The organism is Micromonospora deserti, assembly GCF_003236335.1.
In the GTDB taxonomy this organism is placed as follows: domain Bacteria; phylum Actinomycetota; class Actinomycetes; order Mycobacteriales; family Micromonosporaceae; genus Micromonospora; species Micromonospora deserti.
In genome coordinates this window covers 1-10,546 of the sequence record NZ_POUB01000211.1, presented here as the reverse complement: position 1 = coordinate 10,546, position 10,546 = coordinate 1, and the positions used below count along the sequence as shown (strand labels likewise).

The following is a 10,546-nucleotide window of genomic DNA, read 5'->3' as shown; positions in this document are numbered from 1 at the left end:
GCGCCCGCCCGCCCGTCGGGATCGGGGCGCCGGCCGCCTCGCCCGGACGCCCCTCACGGTGGCCCCTGAGGCCGCATGGCGATCTCGCCAGGCGCGGCGGAGCCAGCACCCGATCCGACCGCGCGCTCGTAGCCGACGAGGATGACCAGGAACGCGGTGAGCAGCCCGAGGGCAACCAGGCCGGGCAGGAATCGGCCGGCGGGAAGGAGCGCCAGCGCGGCGGCGGCGGCGAGGAACCGCGCCGGGGTCACCGACCGCAGGCTACGGCTGAGGAACGCCGCCCGGCCCGCGAGGAACAGGGCGACGCCGCCAAACAGCGCGACGGCCGAGGTCCACTCCAGGCGCGACCCGGCGAGGTTCCCGGGCTCGTCGTGAGCCAGGGTGGCGATCACCTCGTGGACCCCCAGCGCCAGGTAGATCGTCCCGGCGACCAACGGGAAATGGCCGCCGCTGTAGGCATCGGCGGCGAGTCGGTCCCGTCGTGGGCCGGGCTCCTTCATCAGCGCCTCGCCCGCAGCCACCGCGTTCACCCGGTACAGCCGGTACAGACAGACCGTGATGACGAGGGTGAGCAGCGCGGCCAGCAGGATCGGGCCACGGATCATCCCGGACCCGATCCCGGCACCGACCGAGATCAGGGTCTCGCCCAGCGCGATGATCACCACGAGGCTGTGCCGCTCCAGGAAGTGGCCCGGGCTGCGCAACGGCCACCCGCTCAGCAGGGAGGCGACCAGCCCGCCGGAGAAGTCGACGGCGAGTGCCGCCATCCAGAGCAGAAGCTGCGCGGAGCCGCCGAGCACCGCGCCCAAGGTGAGTGGAATCCAGGACAGCCCGGTAATGAGGCTGTAGATGCGGATCGTCCGGTGCAGCCGTCGATCCTCCCCCGCCGCCCGGTGGTAGAGAGTCAGGTGGATCACCCGCACCACGACATAGGACAACACCAGGATCAGGCGCGGCCCCGGGGCGGAGCCCCAGGCCTCCGGGATGACCAGGGCGGCGAGGAAAACACCGGCCATGGCGACGGTGGTGCCGGCACGGACCAGCCCGACATCGGCGCGGGCCTGGTTGCCGAGCCAGGAGTAGATCAGCCAGGAGATCCACAACAGCAGGAGTACGATGAGCCCCTTCAGCAGGGTTTGCGGCGAGGCCTCCGCACTCATGTACTCGGTGATCCTGATCAGGGCGAAGACGAACACCAGATCGAAGAAGAGCTCGTACATCGTCGTCCGGTGGCTCTCCTCGGTGACCACCAGCCGCGTCCGGAACATCTGCCACATCGTCCCATCCTGATCGCTCGACGCGCCGCGATCGTGGCGATCGCCCAAGCTCGGCCGGAGGGCGGAGTTCTGACCCGAATCCGCGGATAACTTGCGCGACACGACGTGCATAGACGAACGGATGGCTTGGTACGCCGGGATGATCTGAAGTGTGAGAAACAGACAAGACCTGGCGTAATGGGCACCCGTTCGGTAGAGATGGTAGGCGCTTCGGCGGCCAGGTGCGGGTCGGCGCACCGGATGAAACAGTGACCGGTCACGCTGGTGTCCTTGCGGTGAGTGAGCTCCTGGCGCGGTTGGGTGCCGTTGGCGCTCTCGACTACTTCGTGGGCGTGATCAAGCAGCGTGACCGGGGGTTGAGTCGAGGGCAGTTGCTGGTCTCGCTGGCGCAGGCGCACATGTTGGGAGCCGGTTCATCGCCGATCTGGATCGGTTGCGCGCCGATGAGGTCGCCCAGACGCTCTCGGCCGCGCCGATGCCGGCGTCGACGACGGCGCTGCGGACTACACGCCGGCAGCCCCGAAGAGGCCCTCGACTGCGCCTGCGGCCTCTACCTCAACGACCCCACCGCTAGACCCAACCCCCGACGAACTAACGACGAGGGGCACTGGGGGCTGCCCTCAAAGATCCACGAGACACGCCCTAGTGCACATGTGGAGGGGGCGGCGTGCGGCGGCAGCCTGGGCCCGGACTCAGTGCGCTTCGAGGACGAAGAAGATGAAGCAGAGGAACGACGGCAGGACCGCTTGAACGTCGGAGCCCGCTCGGAGCGTGTAGGCATAGAGCCCCCACTGTTCGCGCTCGCCGTCGACCTCGGCATACCAGGAGGCGTAGCGCAGTTCGTCGGCGTCGGCGCCGGCTTCTCGAAAGCGAAGCTCGGCAGATGAGTTGACGTCGTGAAGGGTCTCCTCCAGCACCTCGTCCGGTGAACGGCGAGCTGGCGGGCCCAGACATCGAGCCAGACTGTGCGGACCGGCGGACCTGACGACACCATCTGGAGACTTCCGTCGACGATCCGACTCCTGAAGGAAACCATCGAGCTCGGTGCTCCATTCACTGGTCAGATCACGTCTGGGCATCAAGAATCTCCGCGCAAATAGTGTGAGAGGTCGGCCCATATTCGCATGCCTGGACCGCGCGTCGGGACGATCGGGTCCTCGGATCGGCCGCGATCCGCTGGTCACCGAAGGTGGCCGGCGGGCGCCGCTCGCCGGCGTCCGGTCGTGCCGAAGTCAGCGTATTCGATCTTGGTTTGGCAAAATCTCCCAGCCGGCTATTCCCGCGATTTCGTTTGGCCTTACGCATTGCGCTGTCTGAAGTGCCCGAGCGTCTCGAGCACGCGCAGGCCGAAGATCGGATGCCGAGCTATCTGGGTGCGTGCGGGCCGCGACCCTGCCATGATCGATGCGTGGCGATGACTTCTTTGAGTGACCGTGTAGTGATCGTGACCGGGGCAAGTCGTGGCATCGCAATCGGCGCCGCCATCGCCCGGCGGCTGGTCGCGGAAGGTGCCGCTGTCCTGCTGCACTCCTGGGCACCCTACGACGCTGAACAGCCATGGGGCGCCGATGAGCAGGGGCCGGAAGTACTGGCTGCCGAACTACGCCGCGACGGAGGCCGGGTCGAACATGTTTCCATGGATCTGAGCGCGCTCGACGCGCCGACGGCGTTGGTCGACGCCGCCCAAGCGGCCTTCGGTCATGTCGACGCCGTGGTGGCCAACCACGCGCGCAGCGTCTCGCAGTGGCTGGAGGAACTCACCGCGGCAGAACTGGACCTAAGCTTCGCTGTCAACACCCGGGCGACCCTGCTGCTCGTCAAAGCATTTGCCGCCCAGCACGACGATGCCCGCCCGGGCGGCCGGGTACTTCTGTTCACCTCAGGGCAGTACCACGACGCGATGCCGGCGGAACTGCCGTATATAGCTTCCAAGGCGGCGTTGCACGAACTGACTCGTAGTCTCGCCGTCCACCTCATCCACCGCGGCATCACCGTCAATTGCATCAATCCCGGCCCCAACGACACCGGCTACGCCGACGACAAAACGCGAGCCGCCGTCGCGGCACTCAATCCCGGCGGGCGCTGGAGCACTCCGGCCGACACGGCCCGGCTAGTCACCTGGCTTCTCAGCGACGAGGCGGACTGGATCACCGGACAAACTATTGCCTCTGACGGTGGTTGGTCATCGCGCTGAACCACCGCGCCCCCGGTGTTCGCGATACCGACAGGTTGCTTCGTTCCGGTCACCCGGGCCATCCGCATCTGCCGCATACGCGCGGCCAGCAACCTTCGGCTCGTCACCGTAGGTAAGCAGGTGGCTGTGGGTGACGATCAGGCGGAGGCCGACGCCCGGGGGTGGCGCCACGTGGATCCGAGGGCTGCCCACCACGCCCTACGTCAGATCATTCGCTCGCCTCCGTTCGCATCTACAACAGTCTGGAGAAGGCGAGAGAAGCGCCGGCGTGCAGAGCTCCACGCTCCTGCTGCTGGCCGCCCAGGGCAGTATCCCCCATTCGACGCCGCCATCTTCGCCGCCACCGGCTGGGAGCTCGCCGCCGTCTATACCCACCTGCGCCGCCTTGAGCGGCACCGCCAGCGGATCCCCTCGGCCAGGGCCCTCCGCCCCTGACAGCAGAAGCAGGCGGACGCGCCGGGGTTGCGGGCCGTGGACCTGCCTCCACCCCGAGCCGTCGGCCGAGACGGCAGGCGGCCCGGCGGGCGCACCGGAGCGAAAGGTGCGATTGACCACCGACCCGTACCGCGCATCGCATCGCTGTGCACCGGCAACGGCGGCCTCGACATGGCCGTCGAGCTGGTGCTCGGCGGCCAGCTCACCTGGTACGCCGAAACCGACCGGCACGCCCGCACCGTTTGCGAGCACCACTGGCCCGGCGTGCCCAACCTCGGCGACATCCGCACCGTCGACTGGATCCGCATCCAGCCCGTTGACGTCCTCACCGCTGGATATCCCTGTCAGGACATCTCCAACGCCGGCAACGCGCCGGCATCACCGGCCCCCACTCCAGCCTCCGACGGCACCGCCAGGTCCTCGGCCGCCCAAGGACCGGGCTTGATACCGGCCTACCCACCGATGCACCGTCGACCGATGGACCCGACGCGGGCGGGCCACCTCCACCACATCCGCGCCAGCCAGAACCGCACGAACCGCGTTCAGACGTTGCTCGACAACCGACAAGACAACCAGTGCCAATCCCGGCCTCCCCAGAGTCCCGACGCCCCGCGGAGACGTCGGGCCCGGAGTGCCGAAACCGACCACTGTCGCAGATCAACTGGCAGACGTGTGTCGCACATCAGCCGACGGAAAACACAGCTAGCGCGGTGCGCTGGCACGTCGTCGCGCTGCGTACCGTCATCGGCGGCGCGGCGTCCACCGTCTCCTATGTGGACGAGTTCGTGTCGGAACTTCGCCGGCTCGTCGCGGTCGGGTGAGCGTCGGCCGCCATCGAACCGAGCAGGGCGAGCGCGTTCGCGGACGGGCTGCCCGGTTCGGCGTGGTAGACGATGAGCATCTGGCCGGACGCCCCGTTAACCGTGAGCGTCTCGTAGTCCAGGGACAGCTCACCCACCATTGGGTGGCGGAATCGCTTGCTGCCGGCCGTCTTGACCCGCACGTCGTGCCGCGCCCACAGGCGCCGGAACGCCTCGCTCTTCAGCGACAGCTCACCGACCAGGTCGGTAAGCTGCGGGTCGTCGACGTCGGTGCCGGCCATGCCGCGCAGGCTAGCGACGCTGTCCGCGGCGATCGCGTCCCAGTCGGCGTAGATGTTCGGTGACTCGGGGTCCAGGAAAAAGTCGCGGACCAGGTTGTGCCCCGGCACGAACCACGGGCAGAGGACGGCCGCGAGCGCGTTGCCGACCAGCACGTCCATGCGCCGCCCGACGACGACCGCCGGCTGGTTCGGCCAGCCGTCAACGAGCCGGCGCAGGCTGGGGCTGACCCGCTCGGGGGCGCGCGGGGTACGCCGGCGCCGGGCCGTCGGCCGGGCCAGCTCGTGCAGGTGGGCGACGGCGTCGGCGTCGAGGCGGAACACCCGCGCCAGCGCGTCGAGCACCTGCTCCGACGGGTGCTTGTCGCGGCCCTGCTCCAGGCGGATGTAGTAGTCGGCGCTCATGCCCGCGAGCAGCGCTACCTCCTCCCGGCGGAGGCCCGGCACCCGGCGGCGCGTCGGCTCGGGCAGCCCGAAGTCGCCGGGCTGGGCCAGCTCCCGCCGGGCCCGCAAGAACTCACCCAGCTGGTTACTGCCGTCCATCGTTCGATGGTAGATCTCCGGCCTGGCGCCAGGGTGGTCCCCGCACTACCAGGATGCCGGCGACCAGGAAGAGCGCGTCCTGGAAGCTGCCGCCGGCGGGGACGACCGTAGGGGCATGACGAACAACAACACTCTCGACAACCGGGTGGCGGTCGTCACCGGAGCCACTAGCGGGATCGGCGCGGCCACCGCCCGCCGCCTGGCCGCCGAGGGCGCGAAGGTCGCGCTGCTCGGCCGGCGCGAGGACCGCCTCAAGGACCTGGCCGGCGAGATCGGCCCGGCAGCGCTGCCGGTCGCGGTCGACGTCAGCGACCGGGAGGCCCTCACCGCCGCCGCGCCCCGGATCCGCGCCGAGCTGGGCCGGGTCGACCTGGTCGTGGCGAACGCCGGTGTGATGCTCGCCGCACCGTTCGAGACCGCGGAGGTCGCCGAGTGGGACCAGATGGTCGGCGTCAACATCAACGGCCTGCTCTATACGGGGCGCGCGTTCATCGACGACCTGCTCGCGGCGGCGGCCGAGGGCCGTCCGGCCGACCTCGTGCACGTCGGGTCGATCGGCGGACACCTGGTCTTCCCCACGTACGGCGTCTACACCGCCACGAAGGCGGCGGTGGCCCACCTCACCCGCAACCTGCGCGCCGAGCTGGGCCCGCGCGGGGTACGGGTGAAGAACGTCGAGCCCGGCATCGTCGCCACCGAGCTGGGCGATCACATGGCGGACGGACCGGGCCGGGAGCTGTTGGAGCAGATGCTAACCGCGATCACCCCGATCGGACCGGAGGCCATCGCCGACGCGATCGCCTACGCAACCGCCGCACCGCCCCGGGTGAACGTCGCCGAGCTCATAGTCCTCCCCACTGTCCAGGGCTAATCCATGATCGACGCGTCCTTCACGTCGTCAGAGCGACGTGAAGGACGCCTTGATCATGGATGCGGGACGCCGGACGCACGGCGGCGGCCGGCGCCGTGAATGATCTCGGCGGCACCGGCGCGCGACTGGGGTCAGACGCCGACCATCTGTCGACAGGCTTGCGTGGCGCGGCGGCACGCCTGGGCCACTGCCGCATGATCTCGTCGTCGTAGCGTTCACACTCGGTGGCGCATACCTCGCACAGTTCGGCGGATGCCCGGCACAGTTGTTCGTAGTTTGCGGCGCGGGGCTAGTGAGCGTAGGCAGGCCAGGCAGGCATCGGCGCACGACAGGCACAGCCGGATGCAGGCCAGCATCCGGTGCAGTGCATGTATTCGGAACGTTGCGCTATTCCTCATCGACCCGCGGCCGGGGAGGTACGGACAGGTAGGCGTGGGCGAGGCGGCGGCCTCAGCCGATCAGGTCGTGGTGGCGGTGTGCTGGGACAGCCATTGGTGGATCGGTGCGTACAGTGCAAGCCGCTCGGTGCACCAGGTGACGAATCCAGCGGTGGTGATGGCTGCTGGGTGCGGGAAACGTTGGGTGACGTGGAAGCCGTCGCGTACGGCAAAACGCCCTGCCGGGTCTTCCGTCGTGAAGCCCGCTGGCGGGCGAACACGGGTTGATTCGCTCAGCTCGGCACCCTTGTCGATGAGCGCGGTGACCGCGGCGTCGAGCTCGTCGGCGCATCCCGGGTCGCGAAGCGCGGCGCGGTAGCGGTCGAGTGCAACGCCGGTGAGGGCGAACATGCCAGCGCCGAGGTGAATCTGGGTGGGCGTGATCCGCAGGATGAGTGAGGGGTCGCTGCGTGGTCCGGCGTCGCCTTGCCAGAAAGCGAAGTCGAGGTGGGGCTTGTAGGGCGGCTTGTCCTTCGCGAACCGTAGGTCGTTGGCGATGCGGAACAGGCTGCCGCCGATGCGCGGCTCGGCGCGTAGCTGGGGTGAGACGCGCTGCCGGAGCGCGGCGCCGAGCGCGACGACGAATGCCTTGGACGGTTCCAACAGTTGCTGCTGGTAGTGCGGCGGTGCGCGTCGAAGTACCGCTTGGTGTTGTCGTTCGCCAGCCCGGCCAGGAACGCCAGACCGGTGGCGCTGAACCCTTGGAAGGTGGCGTTGGCGGTCGGTTCGGCCGCCTGGGCGGCCAGTGCTGCGGAGCCGGCGGCGTGGTCGCGGGCTTCGGTGAGCAGGCGTTGCCAGCGTCTGCGGTCGGGTTTGGGGATGGCGACCCATTCGCGGAACACCCGTCCGGCTGGGGCGAACGGTTCGCCGACGCCGTCGGCGGTGCTGCGCGACGACGTCACGCTGACCATGCCACCACAGGCGATCCGGATCGTCGGCCGCGACCCGGTCGCCGCGTTCTTCGCCACCGTGCCGGCCGGCGGACGACTCGACCAGATCCAGCTGGTCGTCACCCGGGCCAACGGACACCCCGCCATCGCGGCGTACCTGCCCGACCACGGCGGGTGGGAGTGCGGCGGCTACGGGATCATGGTGTTGACCCTCGCCGGCGATCAGGTCGCCACCATCACCGGCTTCCCGGACCCCGGCCTGTTCCCGCTCTTTGAGCTACCCGACACCGCGCCCTGACCGGTAGCCGCCGCGCCCCGCGCGGTGTATGCCCGGGGGTCAAGCGCGCCCCGCTAGGTGCCGGTGGCTGGGGTGATGGACAGTCCCATCTGATCACCGAGCGCGGCACCGCCCGCCCGTAACACCGCGCGGCTCACCCGACGCAGAAACCGCCGCCGGCGACCAGCATGGTGCTGCCGGTAAACGGTGCGCCGTTGAGGGTGCCGGTGACCCGCATCTGCCCGGCGTCCGCCGAGCTCGGCGACCAGATCGGCCGGCACGTCGACCACGGCGAGACCACCCGGCTTGTCGTCATCACGCCACTGGCGGACCTGTCCGGTGAACGTCACCGCCATGCTGACCGCGGAGTCGAAATCGACAGACGCCCGCTGTTCCAAGCCGAAGACCAACTCGACCACTGCTACATCACACCCTCCGGGAGCCTGATCTACGGCAAGCCGCCCGCCAACTGCCAACCCGCCGAGGCATGGAAGCGGTGAGCAGCTCCCGCACCGCCCCGGCTCAGATCCAGCGCGACGGGTCGACGGGGCGACCACCGAGACGTACCTCGAAGTGCAGGTGGGGACCGGTGGAGGCGCCGGTCGACCCGACCAGCCCGATCACCTGGCCAGCCCGAACTCGCTGGCCGGGCGACACTAGGAGGCGGGACTGGTGGCCGTAGCACGTGGACAGTCGCTGCCCGTCCGCCCTGCCGTGGTCGATGCAGGTGTAGTTGCCGTAGCCGCCGTACCAACCGGCCCGGGTGACGCGTCCGCCCGCGGCCGCGAGGATCGGGGTGCCGGTGGGGGCGGCGATATCGATTCCAGCGTGCAGTTGCCAGACGTGGTAGTAGGGATCGAACCGGTTGCCGAACCTGCTGGTGAGGCGGCCGGCCAGCGGACGGCCGAGGCGGCCCCCACGGTACGCGGCGGGGTCGCCGGCCGACTCCGCGGCGGTCGCGAGGCGTACGCGGCGGTCGATCTCCTGTCGGAGTCTCGTCTCCTCCTGCTGTTGGCGGGTGAGTTCGGCCTGGCCGGAGGTGATCGCGGCGGACAGGGCGGCGGCACGGCCGGTGGGGGTGTCGACCGTGTCCACCGAGTCGGCCGCGGCGAGGGCCGGGGCCGACTCCGGACCGGTGGCCGGGGCCGCGCCGGTGGTCAGGGCCGTCAGCAGGTGCAGGACAGCATCTGGCTCTCCCTGCACCCTGGTCAGGTCCTTCCGGGTGCGGGCGAGGACGTTGTGCAGGTACTGGATCCGGCGCTGGACCTCGGCGAGCGCGGCGACCTGACGCGCCTGTGGGGTGACGGCCGGGTCCACCGGCGGCTGGGGATACAGGTCCGCGCCCGGGTCAGCGCCAATGATCGCCGCAGCGGACCCGGGGCTCACCACCGGCCCGCCGTCGCCGACGGGAGCGCCCGCCTGTGGCGGCCCGCTGCTGGGCGGCGGGGTTTTCGGGGGCGATGTCGCTCCCGCGGTCGGCGGAACAGCCGACGGGCTCGTTGGCGGCTTCACGGTCGGCGGCTTGACGGGTGGCAGCGTGACCGGTGGCGGTTCCACCGGGGACGGCGAGACTGACACTGACGGTAGGGGCAGGGGCGGCGCGGGGAGCGACCCCTCGGTCGAGGTCTGCGCCGCGGCGCTACCCGCGCTGGCGTGCAGACCCAGGGACGCCATCGTCAGCGCCGCCCCGGCGACCGCCGCCAGCGTTGCCTTCCCGTACCCCTGTCGCGTCATACCGACTCCTGCTGCTTCGCTGCGGCCCGTCCCGCCTTCTATATCGGATCCCGGACCCCGGTTGTTACAGCCGATGGCAGGGCGCGACGCCGCATCCGCCGACGTGCCAGCACCGCGCCGGCCGCGACCACGCTGGCCACGACCAACGCCGCGACAACAGCTACCCCCATCGACCCGCCCGGCGGCTCGGCCTTGCTCGCCGCTGGTTGAGACTCCTGCCGCGGCTCCTCGCTGGGCGTCCGGCGGGACTCTGGAAGCAGGTAGGCGTTGCTGGTGACCCCGTCCGCAGTGGACTGCGCTGAGGTGACACTGACCCGGTTGCGGATCAGCGTGCCGGGCGGCGTATCCGGGGGCAACGTCCCGGTGATCGTGATTCGTGGTGCCGACGAGGCGCCCAGTCGCAGGTCACCGAGGTCGCAGACCACCGTACGGGCGGAGGCCGTGCAGCGCCCCGGCTCGGCGCGGGCGGTGACGCCGCCCAGGTCGGCCGTGGTGGTGAACGTGACCCGCGCGGCGGTGACGCTGCCCTGACCGGAGAGCGTGACGGTGTGCGTCACCCCCTGCCCGGGCAGCGCGCCGAACGGCGCCGAGGTCAGCACGGGTGCGGCGGCCACCGCAGGTGATGGCGTCGGCGCCAGGGCGGCTCCCGTCGCGGCCGCCATCATGCCCACCACCGACAACGCAACAGACTCCCACACGCCCACACTGTAGGCCCGCTAGGCGGGAATGGGCAGGGCGAGGACGGCCGGGAGAAAATCAGCCGGGATCTGACGAGCGCTGGAATCGGGG

At 70.1% G+C, this 10,546-nt stretch carries 11 protein-coding genes and 1 pseudogene; 5 read left to right on the top strand and 7 right to left on the bottom strand.

Features of this window, described 5'->3' with window-relative positions; translation table 11 throughout:
• Nucleotides 1–53 precede the first annotated feature (53 nt).
• Complete coding sequence (locus C1I99_RS23725; RefSeq protein WP_233512674.1) at nucleotides 54–1,268, bottom strand: low temperature requirement protein A; 1,215 nt, start codon at nucleotides 1,266–1,268, stop codon at nucleotides 54–56.
• A gap of 701 nt (nucleotides 1,269–1,969) precedes the next feature.
• Nucleotides 1,970–2,194, bottom strand: coding sequence for a hypothetical protein (locus C1I99_RS32890; RefSeq protein WP_158554104.1), 225 nt, complete (start codon nucleotides 2,192–2,194; stop codon nucleotides 1,970–1,972).
• Between the two features lie 401 nt (nucleotides 2,195–2,595).
• On the opposite strand from C1I99_RS32890, the gene C1I99_RS23715 reads away from it, so the two are divergent.
• A complete protein-coding gene (locus tag C1I99_RS23715; RefSeq protein ID WP_233512673.1) occupies nucleotides 2,596–3,471 on the top strand; it encodes an SDR family oxidoreductase in 876 nt (291 codons plus the stop codon).
• Between the two features lie 606 nt (nucleotides 3,472–4,077).
• Nucleotides 4,078–4,215 (top strand): annotated as a pseudogene (locus tag C1I99_RS34155) (DNA cytosine methyltransferase); the annotation flags it as partial.
• Nucleotides 4,216–4,284: 69 nt separating this feature from the next.
• On the opposite strand, the gene C1I99_RS35040 reads toward C1I99_RS34155, so the two are convergent.
• Together C1I99_RS35040 and C1I99_RS23705 are read right to left on the bottom strand one after the other, a co-directional pair.
• Nucleotides 4,285–4,554 (bottom strand): helix-turn-helix domain-containing protein, encoded by a 270-nt coding sequence (locus C1I99_RS35040; protein ID WP_369122445.1) that lies wholly within the window; start codon nucleotides 4,552–4,554, stop codon nucleotides 4,285–4,287.
• A 121-nt stretch (nucleotides 4,555–4,675) separates the two neighbouring features.
• Nucleotides 4,676–5,548 carry a helix-turn-helix transcriptional regulator gene (locus C1I99_RS23705; RefSeq protein WP_111136418.1) on the bottom strand — a complete coding sequence of 291 codons (873 nt, stop codon included), beginning with the start codon at nucleotides 5,546–5,548 and terminating at the stop codon, nucleotides 4,676–4,678.
• 115 nt (nucleotides 5,549–5,663) lie between these two features.
• Between C1I99_RS23705 and C1I99_RS23700 the strand changes: the two genes are divergently transcribed.
• Nucleotides 5,664–6,419, top strand: a complete 756-nt coding sequence (locus C1I99_RS23700; protein ID WP_111136417.1) for an SDR family oxidoreductase — start codon at nucleotides 5,664–5,666, stop codon at nucleotides 6,417–6,419.
• A 458-nt stretch (nucleotides 6,420–6,877) separates the two neighbouring features.
• On the opposite strand, the gene C1I99_RS23695 is transcribed toward C1I99_RS23700, so the two are convergent.
• On the bottom strand, nucleotides 6,878–7,687 hold the full coding sequence (locus tag C1I99_RS23695; protein ID WP_111136416.1) for a DUF2461 family protein: 810 nt from the start codon (nucleotides 7,685–7,687) through the stop codon (nucleotides 6,878–6,880).
• Between C1I99_RS23695 and C1I99_RS23690 the strand changes: the two genes are divergently transcribed.
• Together C1I99_RS23690 and C1I99_RS23685 are read left to right on the top strand one after the other, a co-directional pair.
• Nucleotides 7,676–8,044 carry a sigma-70 family RNA polymerase sigma factor family protein gene (locus C1I99_RS23690; RefSeq protein ID WP_146604034.1) on the top strand — a complete coding sequence of 123 codons (369 nt, stop codon included), beginning with the start codon at nucleotides 7,676–7,678 and terminating at the stop codon, nucleotides 8,042–8,044. The genes C1I99_RS23695 and C1I99_RS23690 overlap by 12 nt on opposite strands.
• 167 nt (nucleotides 8,045–8,211) lie before the next feature.
• A complete protein-coding gene (locus C1I99_RS23685) occupies nucleotides 8,212–8,523 on the top strand; it encodes a hypothetical protein (protein ID WP_146604033.1) in 312 nt (103 codons plus the stop codon).
• 22 nt (nucleotides 8,524–8,545) lie between these two features.
• Here C1I99_RS23685 and C1I99_RS33445 read toward each other — a convergent pair whose 3' ends face one another.
• Nucleotides 8,546–9,340: a M23 family metallopeptidase gene (locus C1I99_RS33445; protein WP_233512672.1), complete on the bottom strand. Its 795-nt coding sequence runs from the start codon at nucleotides 9,338–9,340 to the stop codon at nucleotides 8,546–8,548.
• Nucleotides 9,341–9,795: 455 nt separating this feature from the next.
• On the bottom strand, nucleotides 9,796–10,455 hold the full coding sequence (locus tag C1I99_RS23675; protein ID WP_146604032.1) for a DUF11 domain-containing protein: 660 nt from the start codon (nucleotides 10,453–10,455) through the stop codon (nucleotides 9,796–9,798).
• Nucleotides 10,456–10,546 lie beyond the last annotated feature (91 nt).

Coding starts and splice junctions, on each gene's coding strand:
- C1I99_RS23685 (WP_146604033.1), top strand. CDS start 8,212: ATGGTGCTGCCGGTAAACGGTGCGCCGTTGAGGGTGCCGGTGACCCGC.
- C1I99_RS23690 (WP_146604034.1), top strand. CDS start 7,676: ATGGCGACCCATTCGCGGAACACCCGTCCGGCTGGGGCGAACGGTTCG.
- C1I99_RS23705 (WP_111136418.1), bottom strand. CDS start 5,548: ATGGACGGCAGTAACCAGCTGGGTGAGTTCTTGCGGGCCCGGCGGGAG.
- C1I99_RS23725 (WP_233512674.1), bottom strand. CDS start 1,268: ATGTTCCGGACGCGGCTGGTGGTCACCGAGGAGAGCCACCGGACGACG.
- C1I99_RS23700 (WP_111136417.1), top strand. CDS start 5,664: ATGACGAACAACAACACTCTCGACAACCGGGTGGCGGTCGTCACCGGA.
- C1I99_RS23695 (WP_111136416.1), bottom strand. CDS start 7,687: ATGGGTCGCCATCCCCAAACCCGACCGCAGACGCTGGCAACGCCTGCT.